Source organism: Janthinobacterium sp. P210005 (genome assembly GCF_036231865.1).
In the GTDB taxonomy this organism is placed as follows: Bacteria; Pseudomonadota; Gammaproteobacteria; order Burkholderiales; family Burkholderiaceae_D; genus Janthinobacterium; species Janthinobacterium kumbetense.
Genome location: NZ_JAZARC010000006.1, coordinates 286916 through 310976 on the forward strand (window position 1 = coordinate 286916; position 24061 = coordinate 310976).

Sequence of the window (24061 nt, forward strand, 5' to 3'; positions counted from 1 at the left end):
GCCGGCCAGCCGTCCCGCGTCAGTCCGCCAGCGGCTGGCGCAGGGTGCCGCGCAGGAACAGGTCGAGACTGACCGTCACCTTGGCGCGCAATTGCGCCACGTCCGGTTGCGCCTGCGGCGGAAACAGCAGGCGCGACATCTGGTCGCCCAGCAGGCAATTGAGCAGGTGCAGCGCCAGCATGGACGGCGTCAACTCGGCGCGGAACAGGGGCGCGATGTCGGGCCGGCTGAAAAACTTGACCAGCATCTCGCGCGTCTGTCCCGGCCCCACCTTGTAAAACGTTTCCGCCAGTTCCGGGTGCGTGGCCGCCTCGGCCACCACCATGCGATTCAGGCGGATCGCCGCCGGCATGGTGACGAGCTGCACGAACAGCAGGCCGAACTCGCCCAGGATGGTGGGCAGGGGCCGCATATCCGTCTCCAGCGCCGGCATGGTCGAGAAGTAGGCGGCGCGGCGCAGTTCCACCACGGCATTGAACAAGCCCGACTTGCCGCCAAACTTCACATAGATCGTGCGCACGGCCACGTGGGCTTCGCGGGCGATCATTTCCAGGCTCACCTTTCCATACCCCTTTTCCAGAAACAGGCAGCCGGCCGTGTGCAGCAGGTTTTCCATGCGCGCTTCCATGTCGGCCGCGCGCGGGCGGCCGGCTGGCTTGCCGCAGCAGGAAAGCTCCTGGGCGGTCTCGTCGGATTCTTTATCGGTTGGCAAGGTATCGCTGAGGCCGGGATCGGGCATGGTCTGGGTCTCTTTATAAGTGGGAAGGTAAGTGATGGCTCACACTGTAGTGCAAATTAAAATGAAATGCAATCGTTTCATTTCTTGACTTTGGCTTTTCTTTGCCCAATAATGAACCTACATCATTTCATTTCCGGAGCGAGTATGTCCAACCAGCCAGGCCAAGCAGAGCACAAGGTGCTGAGCGCCGTCCCACCCGCGGCCCCGGCCGCACCTTCCGCGCCTGCCGCTTCCGCCAGCTCCGCAGCACCGAATAACCGCGTGAAAATCATCGCCGGCCTGATCGTCCTGGTCGCCCTGGGCGCCGGCGCGCGCATGTGGTACCGCAGCCACTACTTCGTGGAAACGGAAAACGCCTATGTGGCCGGCCACGTGCATCCCGTCTCGGCGCGTATTTCCGGCGTCGTCACCAAGGTCTTCATCGACGACAATCAAATCGTGAAAGAGGGCGACGTGATCGCCGAACTCGACCCGTTCGACCAGCGCGTGAAAACCGAGCAGATCGCCGCGCAGATCGCCAGCGCCGAACAGCAAGTGCTGCAGGCGGACGCGCAGATCGCCCAGGTGCAGGCGCAAGCCAGCGGCGCCCAGGCGCAAGTGGCGCAAGCGGACGCGCAATTGCTGCGCGCGAAACAGGATGCGGAGCGTTATGGCCAGCTGTACACGAGCCAGATGAAAGCCGTCTCGAAAGCGGAACTCGACGCAGCCAATGCAGCCCGCTCGAGCGCCGTGGCCGACCTGGCCGCCCGCCGCGACAGCGCTTCGGCCGCCAAGGCGCAGATCGGCGCCGCCCAGGCCGCGCGCGACGTGGCCAAGGCGCAAGTGGCCGTGCTGCGCGTGCAACTGAAGGACGCGGAACAGCAGCTGCAATACAACCGCATCCTGGCGCCCGTCGCCGGCCGCATCGGTAAGCGCAACGTGGAAACGGGCATGCGCGTGCAGCCTGGCCAGCAATTGACGGCCATCGTGCAAGACAACGTCTGGGTCACCGCCAACTTCAAGGAAACGCAGCTGGCCGACCTGCACCGCGGCCAGAGCGTGCACGTGACGATCGACGCCATGCCGGGCAAGAAACTGGTGGGTACCGTGGACAGCTTCGCCCCTGCCTCGGGCGCGCAGTTCGCCCTGCTGCCGGCCGATAACGCCACCGGCAACTTCACCAAGATCGTCCAGCGCGTGCCGGTGAAAATCGTCTTCCAGCCGGAAGACATCAAGGCCATGAATGGCCGCCTGGTGCCTGGCATGTCGGTGATCGCCGAAGTGGAAGTGAACCAGCCCGTGTCGGAAAAGGATGCGCGCCACGCCGCCGCTCCTGCCGCCCAGACCGCCACCCGCTAAGCTTCCATGAGCAGCTCCTCCACCACGCTGGCGAAGCCGCCAGCGTTTCCCGTGATCGACGAGAAAGTCTCCGGGCGCACCTGGCTGGCGGTCGCCGCCGGCATGCTGGGCGCCTTCATGGCGGTGCTCGACATCCAGATCACGAACTCCTCGCTCAAGGACATCCTTGGCTCGCTGTCGGCCACCCAGGAAGAGGGCTCGTGGATTTCCACGGCCTACCTGGTCGCCGAAATTATCGTCATTCCCCTCACCGCGCTGCTGGCGCGCGTGTTCGGACTGCGTACCTACATGATCGGCACCACCGCCTTCTTCCTGCTGTTCTCCACCCTGTGCGGGGCGGCGTGGAACCTGGAAAGCATGATCGTCTTCCGCATGCTGCAGGGGTTTACGGGCGGCGCGCTGATACCGATGGCGTTCACCCTGGTGATGCTCAAGCTGCCGGCGTCGAAGCGCGCCGTCGGCATGGCCATCTTCGGCCTGACGGCCACTCTGGCGCCGGCCATGGGCCCGACCCTGGGCGGGTATCTCTCCGAGCTGTATGGCTGGCCTTCGATCTTCTACATCAACTGGGTACCGGGCGTGCTGCTGATCGCCGGCATGATCTATGGCCTGGACAAGGAGCCGATGCAACTGAAGCTGTTCTGGAAAGCCGACTGGCTGGGCATCTTCTTCATGGCCCTGGGCCTGGGTTGCCTGACCATCTTCCTGGAAGAGGGCAATTCGAAGGACTGGTTCGACTCGGGTTTCATCATCGCCTTCGCCGCGCTGGCCCTGACGGGCATCCTGGGCTGGGTCGTCACCAGCGCCACGCGCGCCGAACCGTTCGTCAACCTGGCCCTGTACGGTCAGCGCAATTTTCTCGTCGCCACCGTGCTGTCGGCCGTGACGGGCATGGGCCTGTATGGTTCGGCCTTTTTGCTGCCCCTGTTCCTGGGCCAGATCGCCGGCTATTCGCCGATGCAGATCGGTGAAGTCATCATGTGGGTGGGCTTGCCGCAGCTGTTCATCATGCCGTTTGTCGCCAAGCTGTCGTCGAAGGTGGACAACCGCATCCTGTGCTCGTTCGGCCTGCTGCTGTTCGGCGGTTCGTGCATGATGAATGCCTACATGGACGCTTCCACCGGCTACGACCAGTTGCTGTGGTCGCAGGTGGTGCGCGCGCTGGGCCAGCCCTTCGTCATGCTGACCCTGTCGAACTTCGCCATGAAGGGCATCGCGCCGAAGGACATGGCGTCCGCTTCGAGCCTGTTCAACATGACGCGCAACCTGGGCGGCTCGATCGGCATCGCCCTGCTGGCCACCGCCCTGAGCACCCGCGAGCACTTTCACTCGCAGCGCCTGGGTGAAGCGATCAACGCGTATTCCAGCGCCACGCAGCTGCGCATCGACCAGTTGACGTCCTCGTTCATGGCCAAGGGCTATGACGCCGTCACGGCCGGCAACCAGGCCTTGCAGGCGATCGACGGCATCGTGCGCCGCGAAGCGTATGTGATGGCTTACAACGACGGCTTCTTCCTCGTCGGCGCCATCCTGCTGGCCTGTATCGTGCCCCTGTGGCTGGCCGACAAACTCAAAGCCCCCGGTGGCGGTGGCGGCGGTCATTGACCGCGCACAGGCCGCACGTGCAGCACCTCAAGAACAAGAAGGTACACATCATGAACACAGTTATGACCAAAATCGCCGCAGCCGCCTCGCTGGCCGTGCTGCTTGCCGCCTGCGGCACCGTGGGCCAGGATTTCAAGGCGCCCGCCAATCTGGCCGGCATCGACACGGCCACGTTCCGCCACGGCGCGGGTAGCGCGGACGCCGCGCAATTGCCGGCCGAATGGTGGAGCGTGTTCGGCGACGACACCCTGAACCGGCTGGAACAAGCCGCGTTGCGCGACAACCCGAGCGTGAAAGCGGCCGGCGAACGCCTGCTGCAGGCGCTGGCGCAAAGCGGCACGGCGCGCGCCAACCAGGGCCCGAGCGTGAACGTCAGCACGGGCATCTCGAACTCGCGCACCTCGGCCAACACCTCGCAGGGCCTGGCCCTGGGCAACCGCTCCATCAGCGGCAACAATTTTTCCGTCGGCGGCACGCTGTCGTATGAAGTCGACTTGCTGGGCCGCGTCAAACGCATGGTCGAAGCGGCGGACTCGCAGGCGCTGGCGGCGCAGGCGGACCGCGACGGCGTGCTGCTGATGCTGTCGGCGCAAGTGGCCAGCAATTACTGGCAGCTGCGGGGGCTGGACGCGGAAATGGCGATTTTGAACGGTGCGCTCGATACGCGCCGCGAATCGGCCCAGCTGGTCGAGGCGCGCTTCAACGCGGGCCTGACGAATGAGCTGGACCTGGCGCGCGCGAAAGTGGAACTGTCGAACGCGCAAGCCGACCTGCATGAAGTCAAGCGCCAGCGCAACCAGCTGGAAAACAGCCTGGCCACCCTGACGGGCAAGCCGCCGTCGGCGCTGCAGCTGCCGGTGGCCGCCGAACCCTCGTCCTTGCCGCTGCCGCCAGGTATCCCTGTCGGCTTGCCTGCCAGCCTGCTGGCGCACCGCCCGGACCTGGTTTCCAGCGTGGCGGGCCTGCGCGCGGCGAATGCGCAGGTGGGCGTGGCCGAAGGCGCGTTTTACCCGTCGCTGCAATTGACGGGCAATTTCGGTTATGCGTCCGAAAAGCTGCGCGATCTGGCGCAGGGCGGTTCGCGCCAGTTCAGTTTTGGTCCGCTGGCCCTGTCCCTGCCCATCTTCGACGGTGGCCGCAACCAGGCCAACCTGGATTTGTCCAAGGCGCGCTATGCGGAAGCCGTGGCGAATCATGAAACCAAGCTCCTGACGGCCTTGCGCGAAGTGGAAGACGCCTTGTCCGACGTGGAGCAGCGCCAGTTGCAGGGCGACGCCCAGGCCCTGTCGCAGGCAGCGGCGGCGCGCGCCTACCTGGTGGCGCGCACGCGCTACGAGCGCGGCATCTCGACCTACCTGGACGTCACCGATGCGCAGCGCAGCTCGCTGGCGGCGGACCGTGCCGCCGCGCAGATCAAGACCCAGCGCCTGCTGGCCACCGTCGCCGTGGCCCGCTCGCTAGGTGCCGGCTGGCAGCCGGACGGCGAGCTGGCCAAGCTGGCGTCGGCGTCCGCCGCAAAGGTGAACTAAGCTTCCCGGTTACGTGAGCGTGGCCGGCGGCGGTGTCGCCGCCGGCCCGTAGCGTTCCAGCAGAAAATCGATGAAGGTCGTCAGCTTCGGCGTGGGCTGGCGGTCGCGCGCATACACGAGGTGCATGGGGCGCGGCGCCGGCACGTAGTCGGCCAGCAGCGGCACCAGCTTGCCGGCGGCGATATCGCCGGCCATCAGGATTTCCGCCTGCATGACGATGCCGAAGCCGTGCAGGGCCGCCACGCGCAGCGCCTGCCCATTGTTCGAACGGAAGCGGCTCTCGCGCACGGGGCTGCCGTCATCGTCGCCGCTCCTGGCCAGGCGCCAGCGCACATGGCGCGTCCATTGCATGAAATCCAGGCATTCGTGGCGTGCCAGATCGGCCGGTGTGCGCGGCGTGCCGTGTCTGGCCAGGTAGGCGGGCGCGGCGCAGATCACCATCGCATACGGCCGCAGCGCGCGCGCCACCATGGCGGAATCTTCCAGCTTGCCGATGCGGATGGCGGCGTCGAATCCTTCTTCCACCAGGTCCACCGTCCTGTCGTTCAGGTTCAATTCCAGGCTCACTTCCGGATACGCATCGAGGTAGTCGGCCAGCAGCGGCGCGATGCACTCGCTGCCGAACGACACGGGCGCCGTGATCTTCAGCTTGCCGCGCGGCGCCGTGCGCATGGCTTCCGCACCCCGTTCGGCCGCATGGATGCTGGCCAAAATCTGGCGGCACTGCTCCACATATTGCTGGCCGATTTCCGTCAGGCTTTGCCGCCGCGTCGTGCGCGCCAGCAGCCGCGCGCCCAGCCGCTCTTCCAGGTATTTGATGTGCTTGCCCACCATCACGGGCGAGATCTGGAACGCCTCGGCGGCGGCCGTGAAACTGCCCGCATCGACGACGGCGACAAAAATTTCCATGCTGCGCAATTTATCCATGGCGCCTTGATTGCAAACTGTAAATTAGTAATCTTGTAAATTCTAGCGTATTTATTCCTTTTTGTAAGCGGCGCATACTGGCTCCATCGTTCAACCAGACAAGGAAGCATCATGAAAATCGTTATCATCGGCGCCAGCGGCACCATCGGCACGGCCGTCGCCGCCCAACTGGCGCAACGCCATGAAATCATCGAGGTGGGCAGCCGCAGCGGCACGCATCAGGCGGACATGGGCGACATCGCGCAAGTGCGCGCCTTGTTCAAGCGCATCGGCAAGGTCGATGCCGTCGTCGTCACGGCCGGCAAGCTGCATTTCGGCCCGCTGGCCGAATTTACGCCCGAGCAATTCCAGCTGGGCCTGGACAGCAAGCTGATGGGCCAGGTCAACGTGGCGCTGGTGGCGCAGGAATACCTGAACGACGGCGGCTCGATCACGCTCACGAGCGGCATCGTGGCCGACCAGCCGATCCGTTTCGGCACGGCCGCCACCATGACCAACGCGGCCGTGGAAGGTTTCGTGCGGGGCGCCGCCATCGAGTTGCAGCGCGGCGTGCGCATCAATGTCGTCAGCCCCACGGTGCTGGAAGAGTCGCTGGAGTCGTATGGCCCCTTCTTCTACGGCTTCGAACCGGTCGCCGCCAGCCGCGTGGCCCTGGCTTACAGCCGCAGCGTGGAAGGGGCGCAGACGGGGCAGGTGTACAAGGTCTGGTAAGCCGCTTGCCATGCCATGGGGGCAGGTGGGACAATCGCAGGCTGAACAAGGAAGCGGCCGCGCCGTGATGGTGCGGCGCGCTTGCTTGCTGTGAACCATACACCGAGGCCCCATGAAAAACATCCTGATTCCCCTGCTGATGGCCGCCGCCGTCGGCAGCGCCTGCGCCGCGCCACAGGCAGCCACGCCGGCAACACCGGCCACCGCGCAACAACTGACCAGCATGAGTGCCCGCTATGCGCCCGTCGCCCTGACGGCCGATGTCACGCACCTGTCCGCAGGCGACCGCCTGGCCATCGCCAAGCTGGTCGAGGCGGCCAAGCTGGTCGACGTGCTGCAGCTGCGCCAGCGCTGGTCCGGCAATGAAGCGCTGTGGGCGGCCTTGAAGAAGGACAAGTCGGCCCTGGGCCAGGCCCGTCTGAACTATTTCTGGATCAACAAGGGGCCCTGGTCGGTGCTCGACGCCCACGCCTCGTTCATGCCGGCCAGCTATGCCGGTATCGCCATTCCCGCGCACAAGCCGGAAGCGGGAAACTTCTATCCGCAGGGCGCCACCAAGGCCAGCCTGGAAACGTGGATGAATGGTTTGTCGCCAGACGACAAACAGCAGGCGCAATGGTTTTTCACGACCATCCGCGCGGGCAAGGACGGCAAATACCAGACGATCAAATACTCGGACGAGTACAAGGTGGAACTGAAGCAACTGGCCAAGCTGCTCGACGAAGCGGCGGCCGCCACGGACAATGCATCGTTGAAGAAATTCCTGACCCTGCGCGCTAAGGCTTTCCTCGACAACGACTATCTGCCGTCCGACTTCGCCTGGATGGACCTCGATTCGCCCGTCGACATCACCATCGGCCCGTATGAAACGTATAACGACGAGCTGTTCGGCTACAAGGCCGCCTTCGAAGCCTACGTGAACATCCGCGACCAGGCGGAAACGCAAAAGCTGAACTTCTTCGCCAAGCACATGCAGGAGCTGGAAGACAACCTGCCGCTCGACGCCCAGTACCGCAACCCGAAAGTGGGCGCGCTGGCGCCGATGGTGGTGGTCAACCAGGTGTATGGCGCGGGCGACGGCAACATGGCTGTGCAGACGGCCGCCTACAACCTGCCGAACGACGAGCGCATCATCAGCGCGCGCGGCTCCAAGCGCGTCATGCTGAAAAACGTGCAGGAAGCCAAGTTCAAGGCCACCCTGACGCCGATCTCGAAACTGGTGCTGACGCCCGAAGCGCAGCAGGACGTGGATTTCAATTCTTTCTTCACGCACATCCTCGCGCATGAAATCATGCACGGCCTGGGCCCGCACTCGACCGTGGTCGACGGCAAGCCATCGACGCCGCGCCAGGACTTGAAGGAAGCGTATTCCACCATCGAAGAAGCGAAGGCCGACATCACGGGCCTGTTCGCGCTGCGCCACATGATGGACAAGGGGCAGCTGAACGATACCCTGGGCCAGGGCGACGTGGCCGAGCGCAAGCTGTACAACACTTTCCTCGCCTCCGGTTTCCGCACCCTGCATTTCGGCTTGACGGATTCGCATGCGCGCGGCATGGCCATCCAGATGAATTACATCCTCGACAAGGGCGGCTTTGTGTCGCTGGGCGATGGCAAGTTCGGCGTCGATTTCAGCAAGATCAAGCAGGCCGTGATCGACCTGGACCGCGAATTTCTGACCATCGAGGCGACGGGCGACTATGCGCGCGCGCAAGCGATGATGAGCAAATACGTGGTCATCCGCCCGGAAGTGCAGGTGGCGCTGGACAAGATGAAGGCCGTGCCGAACGATATCCGCCCGGAATTCGTCACGGCCCGCGCACTGGACAAGGCGGCGAAGAAATAAGCCCGAGCTTGATTATTATCAGTGTGAAAAGCCGGCGCTTTTGCGCCGGTTTTTTTTCGCCTTTATTTATGAAAAGTTGCCAGTTTTTCCTTGTGGAAATATCCGCGCCGCTTACCCTGCAATGGTTGCTGCCCCATTTGTCCTGTCGCCCCCATGCCCAATCCGCTTTTGCTGATGAGCTTGCTCATCGCCCTATCTCCTTTGCCTGCCGTGGCTGCCGCCAGTCTCACGGATCTGGAAGTGCGCTGGCTGCAGGCGGGCCAGCCCGTGATCGCGTTTGCGCGTGCGCAAGGTTTGCCCATCGATATCATCGTCCAGCCGCAGGAGGCCCCCGGCGCCGTGCCGCTGGCGCTCGGCTACGCAGCCGGGCGCTGCAAGCTGGTGCTGTCCTTGCGCGGCAATGCGCAGGCGGAGGGTATCTTGCAAGATGTCTTGCCCGCGCGCCAAGGTGTGATGATCGAAGCGATGACGGCGCATGAGATCGGCCATTGCCAGCGCTACGCGCAGGGCGACTGGCATGCCTTACCGCGCGGTTTTGTCGAGCCGCGCAGCATGCAGCGGGGCAAGTTGACACCGCTGGCGCAGGAGTTGCGCGAGACGCGCCGCGAAGAGGGCTATGCGGACCTGGTGGCCCTGGCCTGGACGCATGCACGCCACCCCGGGCAGTACCAAGAGGTGCTGGCCTGGATGCGCGGCGTGCGCGCGGCTGGCGAGGCCGTGGATGGTTCGCACGCCACGCAGGCATGGCTGGCGCTGGCCGATGGCGCGGGTGCATTTGATGACTCCGCTTCACCATTTGAACAGGCGCAAGTATTGTGGCGGAAGGGCTTGAGCGGCGACAAATAAACATGATTTTTTCCGCGGATGGCCTGTCAGCGTGTGCTGTCGCACGGAGCTTTGCGTCCGGCAGGGGTCTAATCTGGGCATCAATTAACCAGAGAGGAACCATCATGAACAAAATGATCGCACTCATGCTGGCCGCCAGTGCCAGCGCCTTGCTTGCCGCCACGCCCGCGTATGCGCAGGATGCCTCATACAAGAGTTTGACGGACAAGGCTTCAAATGATTACAAGCAGGCCAAGGCCGCCTGCGACAGCCACAGCGGCAACGCGAAAAAAGTCTGCGTGGAAGAAGCCAGGGTGGCGCGCGCCAAGGCCGATTCGGACGCCGTGGCCCAGTACCGCAACACGCCGCGCGAGCTGGGCAAGGCCCGCAAGGACGTCGCCAATGCCGAGTATGACCTGGCCAGGGCCAAGTGCGGCGACCGCACTGGCGCGGATAAAACCACGTGCATGAACGATGCCAAGGCAGCGAAAACGGCCGCGCTGGCTGATGCCAACACGGGCGCCAGGGCCGGCACCAACGTCGCGCAAAATCCGCCCGCCACGACGAAGGAAAATTGCGACGCCATGGAGGCGACGGCCAAGGCCGCCTGCGTGACGCGCAACGCGGCCGGCAGCACCAAGACGGCCGTGGCCGACTCCGTCATCACCACCAAGATCAAGGCCGACCTCGTCAAGGACAATGACTTGAAAGCGCTTGATGTGCACGTGGAAACGGTGAACGGCGTCGTCATGCTCAGCGGCTTCGTGCCTTCCCAGGCGCAAGTGAAAAAAGCGGCCGACCTGGCCCGTGGCGTGGAAGGCGTGACGGATGTGAAGAATGGCTTGAAAGTGAAGTAAGCGCATTTTGCACAGGCGTTAAAGCCAGGACTGGAGCCGCACGCAACAGTGCAGCTCCAGCTTTTTTTGATTGTATAAATTACGATCATCATATAACATGGGGGAGCCCGCCAGCAGGCGGCGCTGGGCTAACTCTTTTCTCATGGGGACTGCATGCTTTCCTATCCTTTTTCGCAATGGCTGGAGCGGCGCGGCATGCACTTTGCCTGGGTTATCGTCGCCATCACTTTTCTCACGGCATTAACCTCGTCTGCCGCGCTGGGCTTGCCGGGCGCGCTGATGCAACCCTTGAGCCGAGAATTCGGCTGGGATGCGGAGCAGATTTCCTCGGCCTTGGCCGTGCGCTTCGTGCTGTTCGGTTTGATGGGCCCGTTTGCCGCCATCCTGATGGAGCGCTTCGGCTTGCGCAATATCATTTGCGTGGCCCTGGGCCTGATCGCCGCCGGCATGCTGCTGGCCACGCGCATGACGCAGTTCTGGCACCTGGTGGCCCTGTGGGGCATCTTGCTGGGGTTGGGTTCGGGCATGACGGCGCTGGTCTTGAGCGCCGTGGTGGCGAACCGCTGGTTCGAGACGCACCGGGGCCTGGTGGTGGGCGTGCTGACGGCCAGCTCGGCCACGGGCCAGCTGCTGTTCCTGCCCGTGGGCGCCTGGCTGATCGAGCACTACGGCTGGCGCACGGCCGTCATGCCCGTGTTTGCCGCCTGCGCCATCGTCGCCGTGCTGGCCTTCCTGTGCATGCGCAACCGTCCGCAGGATGTGGCCTTGCGTCCATATGGCGCCGATCCGGCCACGCCGCTGGCGCCACCGCCAGCAGCGAAGATGACGTTTGCCACGCCCTTTTTGATCTTGCGCAGTGTTGCCGCGAATCGCACCTTCTGGATCCTGTTCGGCACCTTCTTCATCTGTGGCCTCAGCACCAACGGCTTGATCCAGACGCATTTCATTTCCCTGTGCGGCGACTCGGGCCTGTCCGCCGTGCCGGCCGCGTCCGTGCTGGCCATGATGGGCGCCTTCGACCTGTTCGGCACGATCCTGTCGGGCTGGCTGTCGGACCGCTATGACAACCGGAAATTGCTGTTCTGGTACTACGGCTTGCGGGGCTTGTCGCTGTTCTGGCTGCCGTATTCGGAATTCACCTTGTACGGCCTGTCGCTGTTCGCCATGTTCTACGGCCTGGACTGGATCGCCACCGTGCCGCCCACCGTCAAATTGGTGGGGGCCACGTTCGGCCGGGAGCGGGCGGGCATGGTGTTCGGCTGGATCTTCGCTGGCCACCAGCTGGGGGCCGCCGCGGCCGCGTATGGGGCGGGCCGTATCCGCACCCTGATGCTGACCTACAACCCGGCCCTGTTCGCGGCCGGCGCCGCCTGCCTCGTCGCCGCGCTGATGGTGCTGGCAATTCAACGCCAGAAGGCGGCCGTGGCCGCCGCCCAGCCCGCATGAAAAAAGCCAGGCCCGCGTGTGCGGAGCCTGGCTTTTTCATTTTTCAAGAACGTTTCAGGACTTATTTGAGGTACTTGGCCAGCCAGCCTTCCAGTTCGCTGTAGAAGAAGCGGCTGTTCTCGCCCTTCAAAATCCAGTGGTTTTCGTCCGGGAAGACCAGCAGTTTCGCCGGCACGTTCAGGCGTTGTTGCACGGCAAAGTTCATCAAGGCATTGTTGGCCGGCACGCGATAGTCGAGCTCGCCCACGGTGATCAGGATCGGCGTGGTAAAGCCCGTGCCTTTTTCGTGGTTGCCCGCTTGCATGACGGGGCTTTGGTCGCGCCACACGGGCAGGTTCGACCAGACGGGGCCGCCTGCATTCGTTTCTCGGCCGAAACCGCCGTCGCTGGTGCCCCACTGCATGATCAGGTCCATTTCGCCCGCGTGCGAGACGATGGCCTTGTAGCGCGTGGTGGTCGCTTGCAGCCAGTTGGCCAGGTGGCCGCCATAGCTGGCGCCGCCGGCGGCCAGTTTCGTGCCGTCGATGAATGGATATTTCTTGATGGCTTCATCGACGCCCTGGTTGACTTCGTCGCCCGGGCCCTTCAAGGGGTCGAACTGAATCGAACGCGAGAATTCCTCGCCATAGCCGGTCGAACCCTTGTAGTCCGTCAGCAGCACGACATAGCCGGGCTTGGCCAATAAATGATAGTTCCAGCGCAGCACGAACTGGTCGCGCCACATGCTGGCCGCGCCGCCGTGGATGACGGTAAACAGCGGATATTTCTTGTTCGGGTCAAAGTTGGCCGGCTTGACGAGCATATTGTGGATCTGGCGGCCGTCGGCCGTCGTGAACCAGAAGTGCTCGGGCGCCTGCCAGTCGATCTTGCTCGCCTTGTCTGTATTGAAAGCCGTCAGGCGTTTCGGTTGCTTGCCGTTGAAGGCATAGATTTCCGGCGGGTTGATGGCGGACTCCCACACGCCGACCAAGGCCTTGCCGCCGCTGCTCAGCGAGTTGATGGTGCCCGTAGGCAAGGATGGCTCTTCGCGCACGTCGCCGCCCCTGGCGTCGATCGAGTACAGCTTTTCCAGGCCCGCATGTTCATAGCTGAAGAGGACGCGCTTGCCGCCTTCGGGCAGCACGAAGCGGGAGATCGAACGGTCCAGCTTGGCCGTCAGGATGGTCGGTGCAGGGTTGCTCATCGGCCAGGCGAAGCTGGCCAGGCGCTTCACGTCATACACTTTACCGGGCGTTTGCGCGTCGCTGAGGGCGAACAGGGTCTTGCCGTCGGCGGCAAATTTCAGGGAACCGTAGCTATGTTTGTCCTGCGTCAAGCGCTGCGCTTCGCCGCCCGCCACGGGCAGCAGATACAGTTGCGAGTAGACGGCTTCGCGCTGGGCCGCATCGCGGTTGGTGGCGGCGTTGAAGACGACGGCTTTGCCGTCCGGCGTCCAGACGGCGTCCAGCGATTGTCCCTCGTCGCCCTGGCCGCCGCCAAAGCCCGGCAGAGTGACGAGTTGCGTGCCCGACAGGATGTCGCGCGGCGTGTTTTCACCTTTCGTATCAGGCTGCGCATCGACGATGAACAACCGCACCTGCTTGTCGGTCAGCCACTTGTCGAAATAGCGGGGCGCCGTCGTTTCATACGAACGGGCGCTGTATTTGCGTTCCTTGCGCTCTTTCGCGCTTTGCTTGACGTCGGCTTCCGTCTTGTTGCCTGGATAGATGTCGCTGATGAACAGCAATTGCTTGCCGTCCGGACTCCATTTCGGCATGCGCGCGCCCAGGGTGAGCGAGGTCAGGCGTTGCGCTTCGCCGCCGGCGGCCACGTCGAGGCGGTAAATCTGGCCTGCTTCATCGCCGTCGCGCTTGGCAACGAAGACCAGCTGGCGGCTGTCCGGCGACCAGGCCACGGCGCTTTCGCCGCCCTTGGAAGAGGTCAGGCGGCGCGCGGGGCTGTCGTCAAGCAGCGACTTGATCCACAGGTCGGACGATTGGTCTTGGCTAGAGTAGGCGCTGTCGACCACGGAAAACACGGCCCATCGCCCATCGGGGCTGGCGACGGGCGCGCCCACCCGTTTCATCAGCCACACGTCTTCATGCGTGATGGCGTGCCTGGCGTTGGCTTGCTTGGCGGCAATTGGCGATGCCGGCGTGGTATCGGCGGCGTGGACGGTCGTTGCCAGCGAGGCGCAGGCCGCTGCGATCAGCAGCGAGCCGAGGGAACGGCGAAGACGGGGTGAGGTCATGGGCGTGGTCCGGAGTAGTGAAAAAAGTACAGCGGGCAACATTATTGCCCATCGTTTCCTGCACTGCCAAGGCTGTGTACCGTTACTTACCAGGCCGGCGCACGCATGGCGGACGGGTGGGGCGTATCCGATCAGTTAAACTTGCCGCTTTACTCACGCTGGCGCCGATTCAACATGAAAATTAGTCTACCTTTATTGAAAACGCTATTGCTGGGCGCGAACTGCCTGCTGGCCGCCCCGGTTTTTGCCGCTGCCGCCGCATCGTACCCGAATACCAGCGCCATGGGCGTGGGTCACGCGGAAAGCACGGCCTGGTATGCGGCCTGCCTGAAGGTCAAGGATGCGGCGCCGCCGCCCGCGGACTTGCCGGCGCCGTCCGCCGTGGCGTCGCTGCAGCAATGCCAGGCAACGGACCTGTATTACGATACCAAGAGTATGTCCTCGCCCAAGCCGGCAGACTGGCGTCCCGCGCGCCATTGCGCCATGGCCACGCAGAACAGCGCCGTGCTGATGATGCTGTACCAGAATGGGCAGGGCGTGCAGAAAGACCCGTTGCTGGCGCTGAAGTATGCGTGCAGCATCGATGCGGCGCCGGCCGAGATGCGGGGGCGCATCGAACACTTGCAGCAGATCAATGCCAGCGGACGCGGCATGATCGACCTGTGCGACGACATCACCAGCGGCTACATGATGGGCGTGTGCAGCGCCATCGATGCGCGGCAAAAGCAGCGCGTGCGCGCGCAGGCGACCGGCAAGATCAGCGACGCCATGCCGGCCGTGGCGCAAGCGTCGCTGCAAAAGCTGCAGGCGGCGGCAAGCAAGTTTGCCGATGCGCGCGCGGCGAATGAAACGGATTTGAGCGGCACGGCGCGCGCCGCCCTGAGCATCGCCGCCCGCACGGCCGAGCTCGACCAACTGGCGCACGATCTGCGCGAGTATGAAGCGGGCAAGTTGCCAGAAAGCATGTCCAAGGAACAGGCGGCGGCGCTCGACAAGGAGCTCAACGCCATCTACGGCAAGCTCATGAAAAAGCCGGCGGAAACCCATGCGGGCGCCGTGGGCAAGGATGGCATCCGTGCCACCCAGCGGCTGTGGCTGGCGTACCGCGACGCCTGGATGAATTTTGGCGCCGTGCGCTATCCAGCCGTGACGAGCGAGACCTGGGCCGGCCGGCTGACGTCGCGGCGCAATGTGCAACTGCAAGATTTGCTGGGGAATTGAGCCATGCGGGAAGCCTACTACCACGAAGACGATTTTTGCATGATCGAATTGTTGCCGCTGGATAATTTACAGCACTGTCTGGCGCAGATGGGCGAGCAGCAGGCGTTCGCCGACGCGCACCGCAGCGGCGCCGGCTGGACGGACATGTACGTCCAGCCGGCGCCGCCGTCGCCGCTGCGCGCGCTGGGCCTCACGGCGGACCAGCTGCGCCTGGCGCTGGCCGATGCCTTGCCGCCCTACGACGCCGTGTACACGGGCTACAGCAGTTACCGGGTGGAATGCAAGAACGTGCTGGCCTTCGGCGGCGAGCACACGGAAACCCTGTTCGCCGGCCTGGACGACAAGGGCATCGTGTGCGACCTGTGGTGCAGCGATGGCATGCCTGAGCTGTTGCTGCTGCCCTTGAAGGAACGGTTGCTGCTGGCCGACTGGGGCGCGGGGTTTGCCTGTCCGCTGGCCGATGGGGAACTGTTCGCCCGTTATCTGCAGGAATACGAACTCGACTGATTTATTCGCAGGCGATGGCGTTCGGTTGCGCCACTTTGATGACCGACGCCAGGCGCGCCATGTCGTTGCCGTCGCCTTGCTCCACATACGGTTGATACGTATCAATGACGATGCGCGCACGCGCTTGCCAACCGCAATTGTCGGCCTGGCGCGCTGGCACGCGCAGCAGCCGCCGCGCTTCGCCATCGTTGCTGAAACAAAACCACGCATCGTGCGTGGCGGCAGGCCGGGGCAAACGGCCCCACTGCGCCTTGTCGGGCGCGAAGCAGACGCGGTTGCCGATGATTTCCAGGCTCATCTCGTCAGTGCGCGCGCTGTACAGGCCGTCGAGTACGATGGGCGTTTGCGCCTGCGCGGACAGGCAGGCGCAGGTCAGGAAGAGGGCGGCGGCAAGTTTCATGTGTTGCTTTCAGGGCTGGCAAGACGAAGAGCCAGTATAACCGGGGGCTGGAAACGAAAAAAGCCAATCCCGGAGGATTGGCTTTTTAGTACTGCGCATTCGTGGTAGGCCGTGCGGGATTCGAACCTGCGACCAACGGATTAAAAGTCCGCTGCTCTACCAGCTGAGCTAACGACCCGAAAGAGGCCGCATTATATATCAGTTGAAAAAGAATGCAAAGCATTCCTGCGAGAAAGTGCCGGCCTGCTAAGGCAGGGCCGCCGTGAGCTTCAGTACTTCGTCGAGACTGGTCGTGCCATCGATGATCTTGCGCGCGCCAGCGATGCGCAGCGGCGTCATGCCGTCCAGCAGGCTCTGGCGGCGCAGCGCGTGCAGGTCGGCACCCGCCTTGACCAGCTGGCCGAACGTTTCCGTCACGCCCAGCAGTTCATAGATGCCGGCCCGCCCCAGGTAGCCGCTGTGCCGGCACAGGGCGCAGCCGACGGGGCGGTACGTTGCGGCCGGCCGTTCCAGCTGGCCGCCCGTCAGGCGCTGCCAGGCAGCGGCGCCGGGGGCGGCGTCCAGCTCCTTGCAGGCCGCGCACAGGCAGCGCAGCAAGCGCTGCGCCAGCACGCCGGCCAGGCATGCTTCCAGCAGATAGGCGGGCAAGCCCAGTTCCAGCAGGCGCATGACGGCCGAGGGCGCATCATTGGTGTGCAGGGTCGACAGCACCAGGTGCCCCGTCAGCGCCGCCTGGATGGCCATCTCGGCCGTGGCCAGGTCGCGGATTTCACCCACCATGATGATGTCGGGATCTTGCCGCATCAGCGCCCGCACGCCATCGGCAAACGACAGTTCGATGCCGGCCTGGGTTTGCACCTGCATCTGGTTGAAGGCCGGTTCGACCATTTCGATGGGGTCTTCCACCGTGCACACATTGACTTCGCTGCCGGCCAGCGCCTTCAGGGTGCTGTACAGGGTGCAGGTCTTGCCCGAACCGGTGGGACCCGTCACCAGCACGATGCCGTGCGTGCGCGCCGTCAGCTGGCGCCAGCGTTCGGCGTCCGCGGGTGGAAAGCCCAGCTCGGCGAGGCTCTTGACGGCCACTTCCGGGTCGAAGATGCGCATGACGAGCTTTTCGCCGAAGGCCGTGGGCAAGGTCGACAAACGCAGTTCGATTTCCTGGCCCTGCGCATTGCGCGTCTTGATGCGGCCATCCTGGGGGCGGCGCTTTTCCACCACGTCCATGCGTCCGAGCAACTTGATGCGCGCCGTCATGGCCAGCAGCACCACGGGCGGCAGCTGGTAGGCCTGGTGCAGGCGGCCGTCGATGCGCAGGCGCACGAGGCCCGCGTCGCGCTTCGGTTCCAGATGGATGTCGGAGGCGCGCTGGGCAAACGCGTATTGCCACAGCCAGTCGACGATGCGCACCACGTGCTGGTCGTTGGCGTCCAGGTTACCCTTGTTGCGCCCCAGTTCCACCAGTTGTTCGACATTCTGGCGCAGCGCCAGGTCTTGCGTGGAGGCTTGCCGGGCCACCTTGACGGAACTGGCCAGGCTGAAAAATTGCGCGATGGCGTCAGCGATGTGCAGCGGATTGGCGATGACCAGGCTCAGCTTGCGCGGCGCCAGCTTGCCCAGCTGGGCCTGCCAAGCGAGCGCGTACGGCTGGGCCGTGGCGATGACGATGCGCTCCGGCGTGCTTTCCACGGGCAGGATGTTGAAGCGGGCCGCATAGCCGGCCGTCATGACGTCGGCCACCTGGCTGAAATCGATGTGCAGGGGATCGATGCGCACATACGGCAGGCTTGCGCGTTGCGCCAGCCAGGCGCACAGGGTGTCGAGCGTCAGCGCACCGTGGGCGATGCTGCACAGCGGATGCAGGGCCGGCGTCGGCAGCAGGGCGGCTTGGGCGCCGATGGCGGCCGCTTGCGCCGCGTCGAGCAAGCCGTCTTCCTGCAGCCAGGCCAGCAGTTGCGGCAGTTGCAGCGGCGTATCGGGAGAAGGAGGGGATGCGGGCATGGCCGGCGCCTTTCCGGGCTGCCGGCCTTGCCTGGACTTGCCGGCGGTTACAGGGTGCTGACGATGCCCTTGACCCAGGACTTGGCGGGCAGCTTGGTCTCGGCGACGATCTGCTTGGCGCGCTCGAGCAGGGTGGCTTGCGCTTCGGCATCGAGTGCCACTTTCGTCTTGAAAGCGATGGCCACCACGTTCCCATCATGGACTTCCGGCAGGCAGATCACCTGTTCGAACGCAAACTTCATCGCCTTGATGTTCTTTGCATAGCTGGGGTGGTCGCCAAACAGGTTGACCGTCATGATGCCGTGCGGCGCCAGGCAGGCGCAGCAGGCGGAATAGAACTCGGCGCTGTCGAGCACGGGACCGCGCGCCGTGGCGTCGTACAAGTCCACTTGCAGGGCGTCCAGGCTGCCATGGTTGGCCTCATCGTTGACGTAGTCGAGCGCATCCATCTCGCGCACGTGCAGGCGCTCGTCGTTGGGCGGCAGCTTGAACATCGAGGCGCAGATGGTGATGACGGACGGGTTCAGTTCGATGGCCTCGACCTGTGCCTGCGGGAACTGGCGGTAGCAGAACTTGGTCAGCGCGGCCGTGCCCAGGCCCAGTTGGGCGAGGCGCTGCGGCTGCTCGATCCACAGCATCCACGCCATCATCTGCTGCGCGTATTCGAGTTCCGGCCAGTCCGGCTTGCGGATGCGCATGGCGCCCTGCACCCATTCCGTGCCGAAATGCAGATAGCGCACGCCATCCATTTCCGACAGGGTGACAGGGGCGTAGCGTGGCTTGCGCGCAGGGCGCGAGGATTCGACTTGTTCGATGGATTTTCGTTTGATAAGCATAAGGCGGCCTGAAAGTGTGCCGCATTATAGCCCGTGCCGGGGCGCCATAAAAAATGCCAGCCGCTGGGGCTGGCATGGTACGGGCCGGTTGCCGCGCTTACTGTTGAGCAGGCTCGATGGAGACGCGCAAGCGGATGCGTTCGCCCGGATCGTAGGACATGATGCTCGTGTAGTTGCGGCCGCGGTAGTCGTAGGTGACCTGGTAGCCATTGTTGCGCGATTCCCAGTGGTCGACCTGACGGCATTGCTTGACGGCTTGTTCCTGCATGCCGCCCTGGTAATTGTTCTGGTTGTCGACACGGTCGCCGACGACGGCACCGGCAATCGCGCCAGCGGCTGCCGCGGCCGTGCGGCCATTGCCGCCGCCGACCTGGCTGCCGAGCAGGGCGCCGGCGATACCGCCGACGATGGAGCCGCCAGCGCTGCGCTGTTGCGGTGGTGCCTGGACTTGCACATATTCCGTACGGCATTCCTGGCGTGGACGATTGATCTGTTCCACTTGCGGCACGACGCGCACGACCTTGCCGAAATCTTCAAAGTCGGCGGCCTGGGCGAGTGGCAATGCACCGATACAAAGGGCTGACATCATCAATTTGGCTTGCAAGTTCATTTGTAACCTCGTTATCTAGAGAATCTTTCAGGGTATTTTTTACAACTTGGGGCTATAGTAATCCCGCCGGGCGGCGACAAGTGTTTCGCGTGGCAACAAAATGTAACAGCCCAAGCCCCTTGCCCCACAGTCTGTAACATGCACTTTCAATCGATACAAGATGTTGAAGTGACTTGAAACCAGCGGTTTGTAACAAATCTTGCGTTTGACATCATATTCGGGTTGATTCATGCAGGACAACACGTTACCCTAATACGCGTATGGCTTATATAAAATCGCACTGAATCGCATAAAAGTTGATACAGATCGAATCACCGCGTGCGCATTGACCCGCGTGCGGGGATGCAATAAGAAGAGCAGCTAGAAGATATCCATACATAACAGGTCGATTTGAGGGAAAAATGAGTTTGTTACTAACCGTGCCGCCCAACCTTGTCCAGTCCATCCGTGCCTTTCGCGTGACCGAATTACAAGACGAGGCGATCCGTCTCGGGCAGCACTTTTTATATGCGCATTGCAACGCTGGACAGACCAAACAACAAGTCATCGGCATTATTGCAGAAGCATTCCTGTTTCCGAAGAACCTAGCGAAGAATTTCGACGCCCTGCGCCTGTGCCTGACGGATACCATGTTCAAGGCGGGCACGCAAACGGGCTTCCTGGTGGTGCTCGAGCAATTGCCAAATACGCAAAAATTCGACAAGGAAGCGCGCGAGATCCTGCTCGACGTGTTCCGCGACGCGGCCGACTACTGGGCCGAGAAGAAAGTCCCGTTCCGCGTCTTCTATTCGTTCGAGTAAATACTTACTCTTGCCGCAGCGCCCTCAAGCGGGCCTCCGGCGCAGGTGAAAACCGGCATCGCCGGGCGGCTGCGGCGCGCCGGCGCTCATGTTGCGCCGCAACAATAATACCGGCCTTTCTAGATTCGCATCGCCATAGCGGGTACAATGCGCGCTATGAAAAATATCGTTATCCTCATTTCCGGACGCGGCAGCAACATGGAAGCGGTCGTCCGCGCGGCGCAAGCCGAGCAATGGCCAGCCCGTATTGCCGCCGTCATCAGTAACCGGGCCGATGCCCAGGGACTGGTTTTTGCCGCGGAACATGGGATAGCGACGGCAGTCGTTGCCAACAAGGATTATGCCAGCCGCGAACAGTTCGATGCGGCGCTGCAAGCCGTGATCGACGGCTTCGCCCCCGACCTGGTCGTGCTGGCCGGTTTCATGCGCATCCTGACGCCGCCCTTCGTCGAGCATTACGCGGGGCGCATGCTCAATATCCACCCGTCGCTGCTGCCGCTGTTCCCGGGCATGGCGACGCACCGCCAGGCGCTCGAGGCGGGCGTGACGGAACACGGCGCGACCGTGCATTTCGTGACTGCCGAGCTTGACCATGGCCCGGCCGTGGCGAGAGCGGTGGTGCCAGTCTTGCCAGGCGACACAGAAGACAGCTTATCGGCGCGCGTGCTGGTACAGGAACATCTGCTTTACCCGCGCGCCATCCGCCTGTTCATTGACGATAAACTGTCAGTCGAGCATGGCCAGGTCCGCGTGGACCCTCAATAAAATATTACAGGAAGAATAACAATGAGATTGCCACCAGCGATACTTGCCAATGCTGAAGAAGTATTGCGCGAAATTTTACGTTTTACGGCTCCGGCCGACACCACCCTGTCGCGCTATTTCCGCGACCATCCGCGCCTCGGTTCGCGCGAACGCGGCGCCATCGCCGAAGGCATTTATGCCGTCCTGCGCAACAAATCGTTCTTCACGGACTTCGCCGAAGCGGGCAGCGGCCCGACCATGCGCCGTTTGACCATCCTCGGCCTGGCCGAAGCCGTCGGTGCCGACTCCCTGGGCGGCTTGACGGAAGAAGAAGTGGAATGGCTGGAACGCATCACGCAGATCGACCGCAGCCTGATGCCGTCGAACATGCGCGCCAACATGCCGACCTGGCTGTTCGACAAGCTGATCGCCCAGTTCGGCGAAGCGGAAACCATGAAGCTGGCCGATGCGCTGAACGCGCCGGCGCCGCTGGACTTGCGCGTCAACTCGCTCAAGGCCACGCGCGACGACGTGATGCTGGCCCTGGCCGAAGCGCCTATCCTCAGCACGCCGACGCCGTACGCCCCGCTGGGCTTGCGCGTGATCAAGAAGCCATCGTTGCAAAACCTGCCATTGTTCCAGAGCGGCGCCATCGAAGTGCAAGATGAAGGCAGCCAGATCCTGTCGCAGATCGTCGGCGCCAAGCGCGGCGAGATGGTCGTCGATTTCTGTGCCGGCGCGGGCGGCAAGACCCTCGCATTGGGCGCGCTGATGCGCAACACGGGCCGTTTGTACGCGTTCGACGTGTCGGAAAAGCGTTTGGCCAAGCTGAAGCCGCGCATGGCCCGCAGCGGCCTGTCGAACGTGCATCCGGTGCAGATCGCGCATGAGCGCGATGCCAAGATCAAGCGCCTGGCTGGCAAGATCGACCGCGTGCTGGTCGACGCCCCATGCAGCGGCCTGGGCACCCTGCGCCGCAATCCGGACGTGAAATGGCGCCAGCAGCCGAACTCGATCGTGGAATTGCAAGCCAAGCAGGCAGCCATCCTGGCCGGCGCGGCGCGCCTCGTCAAGGGCGGCGGCCGCCTGGTGTACGCCACCTGCAGCTTCCTGAACGAAGAAAACGACTTTATCGCCGAGCAATTCCTGGCCGCCCATCCGGACTTCACCCTGGTGCCGATGAGCAAGGTGCTGGCCGAACAGAAGATCGAGCTGGAAATGGGCGACTACCTGAAATTGTTGCCGCACTTGCACCAGACCGACGGCTTCTTCGCCGCCGTGTTCGAGCGCAAGGTCATGCCGAAAAAAGTCTACGCCGATGAAAAACCGGCCGACGACGCTGACGCTGAACAAGCCGAATAAGCCGTCACGGGCCGCCGCTGCACCTGGCAGTGGCGGCTTTCAATGCCGCCAGCCCGCCTGGCGGCATGGGCCTAGCCCCTCCGTATCACCTCCGTCCCACCCGTCTCACCTTCCGGACCGCATCCGCCATGAATGAAACCCCACTGCTGAATCTGATCACTGACTTTGTCGACGATTTCCGTCAACCGGCCATCCTGTGGCAGGCGCTGGTCATCGTCGCCTGCCTGGCGCTGAGCTGGCTGCTGGTGCGGCAGTTGCGCGTGTTCCTGCATCAGCGGGCGGAAGCGGCCACCGTGCCGGCCACGCCGGAAACCTTGCAGCGCACGGATAGTTTCATCCGCATCCTGACGCCCGTGCTGGCGGCCATGCTGCTGGGCATTGCGCAGCATTTCCTGGCCAAGTTCCAGTCCGTGAACCTGCTCAGTATTGCCATTCCCCTGTGCACCTCGATGGCGCTGGTGCGCTTCGGGTTTTATGTGCTGCGCCGCATTTTTGCCCGCCATGGCGACATCAGCCCGACCATGTTGCTGCTGGAGAAGATCTTCACGGTGGTGGTGTGGGCCGGCATGGCCCTGTACATCACGGGCCTGTGGCCGGAATTGCACACCTTCCTGGAAAGCATCGTCGTGCCGCTGGGTCGCAACAAGGTGTCCGTGGCTGCCATCTTGCAAGCCGCTATTTCCGTGGCCGTGCTGCTGGTGCTGGCCATGTGGGCCGGTACTTCGCTCGACGAGCGCCTGATGAAAATGCAGGGCTTGCACACTTCCTTGCGCGTGGTGTTGTCGCGCATGGGGCGCGCCGTGCTGATCCTCGTTTCCGTGCTGGTCAGCCTGTCGCTGGTGGGCATCGACCTGACGGTGCTGTCCGTGTTCGGCGGCGCCTTCGGCGTGGCGCTGGGCTTCGGCTTGCAAAAGATCGCCGCGAACTTCGTGTCCGGTTTCATCATCCTGCTGGACCGCAGCCTGACCATCGGCGACATGATTACGGTGGGTCAATTCACGGGCAAGGTCACGCAAATCAATACGCGCTATACTGTGTTATTGGGTGGCGATGGCGTTGAATCCATCGTGCCGAATGAAATGCTGATTTCCGGCGGCGTGCAGAACATGTCGCTGAGCAACCGCATGGTTTGGCTGTCGACGGCCGTGTCGGTGGGCTATGAAACGGATCTGGATGTCATCTTCCCCTTGCTGGAAGCGGCGACGGCCAAGGTGCCGCGTGTGTCGCAAAGCAATCCGCCATCGGCCACCCTCGTGCGTTTCGGCGCCGACGGCCTCGATGTGCAGATCGGCTTCTGGATCGCGGACCCGGAAAATGGCACCGGCGGCGTGAAGTCGAATGTGAACCGCGCCATCTGGCGCACCTTGCAGGAACATAAGGTCACTGTAGCGTTTCCGCAACGCGAATTGCGTATTGTTGGTACGCCTCCTGCCCCGCTCGCCAGCGCGGCAGAGGGTGAGTCCGCTCCATCCGGCACCCAGCCTTAACCTCGCTGCCTGCCTCCGATTTTGCCTGACCGCACCCATT

General features: G+C 63.4%; 22 protein-coding genes and 1 tRNA gene. 14 read left to right on the plus strand and 9 right to left on the minus strand.

Annotated features, from left to right (window positions below; genetic code table 11):
- Positions 1 to 19 precede the first annotated feature (19 nt).
- Positions 20 to 739, minus strand: coding sequence for a TetR/AcrR family transcriptional regulator (locus VPH40_RS23155; RefSeq protein ID WP_289898705.1), 720 nt, complete (start codon positions 737 to 739; stop codon positions 20 to 22).
- A gap of 144 nt (positions 740 to 883) precedes the next feature.
- Here VPH40_RS23155 and VPH40_RS23160 point away from each other — a divergent pair, with 144 nt between their 5' ends.
- The 3 genes from VPH40_RS23160 (at position 884) to VPH40_RS23170 (ending at position 5211) form a co-directional block, all read left to right on the plus strand.
- Positions 884 to 2077, plus strand: coding sequence for an HlyD family secretion protein (locus VPH40_RS23160; RefSeq protein WP_328574624.1), 1194 nt, complete (start codon positions 884 to 886; stop codon positions 2075 to 2077).
- A gap of 6 nt (positions 2078 to 2083) precedes the next feature.
- Positions 2084 to 3682, plus strand: coding sequence for a DHA2 family efflux MFS transporter permease subunit (locus tag VPH40_RS23165; RefSeq protein WP_077408028.1), 1599 nt, complete (start codon positions 2084 to 2086; stop codon positions 3680 to 3682).
- A gap of 62 nt (positions 3683 to 3744) precedes the next feature.
- Positions 3745 to 5211, plus strand: coding sequence for an efflux transporter outer membrane subunit (locus VPH40_RS23170; protein WP_328574625.1), 1467 nt, complete (start codon positions 3745 to 3747; stop codon positions 5209 to 5211).
- Positions 5212 to 5220: 9 nt separating this feature from the next.
- Here VPH40_RS23170 and VPH40_RS23175 read toward each other — a convergent pair whose 3' ends face one another.
- Complete coding sequence (locus tag VPH40_RS23175; protein ID WP_251350662.1) at positions 5221 to 6138, minus strand: LysR family transcriptional regulator; 918 nt, start codon at positions 6136 to 6138, stop codon at positions 5221 to 5223.
- 111 nt (positions 6139 to 6249) lie between these two features.
- Here VPH40_RS23175 and VPH40_RS23180 point away from each other — a divergent pair, with 111 nt between their 5' ends.
- Positions 6250 to 6849, plus strand: coding sequence for a short chain dehydrogenase (locus VPH40_RS23180; protein ID WP_099666779.1), 600 nt, complete (start codon positions 6250 to 6252; stop codon positions 6847 to 6849).
- Positions 6850 to 6961: 112 nt separating this feature from the next.
- Positions 6962 to 8695, plus strand: coding sequence for a dipeptidyl-peptidase 3 family protein (locus tag VPH40_RS23185; protein WP_328574626.1), 1734 nt, complete (start codon positions 6962 to 6964; stop codon positions 8693 to 8695).
- A 62-nt stretch (positions 8696 to 8757) separates the two neighbouring features.
- Here the strand turns inward: VPH40_RS23185 and VPH40_RS23190 are convergent, their stop codons facing one another.
- A complete protein-coding gene (locus VPH40_RS23190; RefSeq protein WP_285817169.1) occupies positions 8758 to 8883 on the minus strand; it encodes a hypothetical protein in 126 nt (41 codons plus the stop codon).
- On the opposite strand from VPH40_RS23190, the gene VPH40_RS23195 reads away from it, so the two are divergent.
- From VPH40_RS23195 to VPH40_RS23205, 3 genes are all read left to right on the plus strand, one after another.
- Positions 8870 to 9541 carry a hypothetical protein gene (locus VPH40_RS23195; protein ID WP_328574627.1) on the plus strand — a complete coding sequence of 224 codons (672 nt, stop codon included), beginning with the start codon at positions 8870 to 8872 and terminating at the stop codon, positions 9539 to 9541. The genes VPH40_RS23190 and VPH40_RS23195 overlap by 14 nt on opposite strands.
- Before the next feature lie 104 nt (positions 9542 to 9645).
- Complete coding sequence (locus VPH40_RS23200) at positions 9646 to 10377, plus strand: BON domain-containing protein (protein ID WP_328574628.1); 732 nt, start codon at positions 9646 to 9648, stop codon at positions 10375 to 10377.
- 153 nt (positions 10378 to 10530) lie between these two features.
- Entirely contained in the window at positions 10531 to 11823 is a 1293-nt protein-coding gene (locus tag VPH40_RS23205) for an MFS transporter (RefSeq protein ID WP_328574629.1), read from the plus strand.
- 61 nt (positions 11824 to 11884) lie between these two features.
- On the opposite strand, the gene VPH40_RS23210 is transcribed toward VPH40_RS23205, so the two are convergent.
- On the minus strand, positions 11885 to 14053 hold the full coding sequence (locus tag VPH40_RS23210) for a S9 family peptidase (protein WP_328574630.1): 2169 nt from the start codon (positions 14051 to 14053) through the stop codon (positions 11885 to 11887).
- A 174-nt stretch (positions 14054 to 14227) separates the two neighbouring features.
- Here VPH40_RS23210 and VPH40_RS23215 point away from each other — a divergent pair, with 174 nt between their 5' ends.
- Positions 14228 to 15274, plus strand: coding sequence for a lysozyme inhibitor LprI family protein (locus VPH40_RS23215; protein ID WP_328574631.1), 1047 nt, complete (start codon positions 14228 to 14230; stop codon positions 15272 to 15274).
- A 3-nt stretch (positions 15275 to 15277) separates the two neighbouring features.
- The gene (locus tag VPH40_RS23220) at positions 15278 to 15781 is read left to right on the plus strand and encodes a hypothetical protein (RefSeq protein WP_328574632.1); all 504 of its coding nucleotides are present in this window, start codon (positions 15278 to 15280) and stop codon (positions 15779 to 15781) included.
- A 1-nt stretch (position 15782) separates the two neighbouring features.
- On the opposite strand, the gene VPH40_RS23225 is transcribed toward VPH40_RS23220, so the two are convergent.
- The 5 genes from VPH40_RS23225 to VPH40_RS23245 all read right to left on the minus strand — a co-directional run bounded on the left by VPH40_RS23225 (position 15783) and on the right by VPH40_RS23245 (position 19628).
- A complete protein-coding gene (locus VPH40_RS23225) occupies positions 15783 to 16181 on the minus strand; it encodes a hypothetical protein (RefSeq protein ID WP_328574633.1) in 399 nt (132 codons plus the stop codon).
- A 102-nt stretch (positions 16182 to 16283) separates the two neighbouring features.
- Positions 16284 to 16359 (minus strand) — tRNA-Lys (locus tag VPH40_RS23230).
- Between the two features lie 68 nt (positions 16360 to 16427).
- Positions 16428 to 18182, minus strand: a complete 1755-nt coding sequence (locus tag VPH40_RS23235) for a GspE/PulE family protein (RefSeq protein ID WP_328574634.1) — start codon at positions 18180 to 18182, stop codon at positions 16428 to 16430.
- Positions 18183 to 18229: 47 nt separating this feature from the next.
- A complete protein-coding gene (locus VPH40_RS23240) occupies positions 18230 to 19018 on the minus strand; it encodes a spermidine synthase (protein ID WP_328574635.1) in 789 nt (262 codons plus the stop codon).
- Positions 19019 to 19115: 97 nt separating this feature from the next.
- A complete protein-coding gene (locus VPH40_RS23245; protein ID WP_034785134.1) occupies positions 19116 to 19628 on the minus strand; it encodes a glycine zipper 2TM domain-containing protein in 513 nt (170 codons plus the stop codon).
- A 401-nt stretch (positions 19629 to 20029) separates the two neighbouring features.
- On the opposite strand from VPH40_RS23245, the gene VPH40_RS23250 reads away from it, so the two are divergent.
- The 4 genes from VPH40_RS23250 (at position 20030) to VPH40_RS23265 (ending at position 24021) form a co-directional block, all read left to right on the plus strand.
- Complete coding sequence (locus VPH40_RS23250) at positions 20030 to 20428, plus strand: barstar family protein (protein ID WP_034747450.1); 399 nt, start codon at positions 20030 to 20032, stop codon at positions 20426 to 20428.
- Positions 20429 to 20584: 156 nt separating this feature from the next.
- Positions 20585 to 21193 (plus strand): phosphoribosylglycinamide formyltransferase, encoded by a 609-nt coding sequence (purN, locus tag VPH40_RS23255; protein ID WP_328574636.1) that lies wholly within the window; start codon positions 20585 to 20587, stop codon positions 21191 to 21193.
- A gap of 21 nt (positions 21194 to 21214) precedes the next feature.
- Positions 21215 to 22534, plus strand: a complete 1320-nt coding sequence (locus VPH40_RS23260) for an RsmB/NOP family class I SAM-dependent RNA methyltransferase (protein ID WP_099666789.1) — start codon at positions 21215 to 21217, stop codon at positions 22532 to 22534.
- A 128-nt stretch (positions 22535 to 22662) separates the two neighbouring features.
- Positions 22663 to 24021: a mechanosensitive ion channel family protein gene (locus tag VPH40_RS23265; RefSeq protein WP_328574637.1), complete on the plus strand. Its 1359-nt coding sequence runs from the start codon at positions 22663 to 22665 to the stop codon at positions 24019 to 24021.
- The last annotated feature ends 40 nt before the right edge of the window (positions 24022 to 24061 follow it).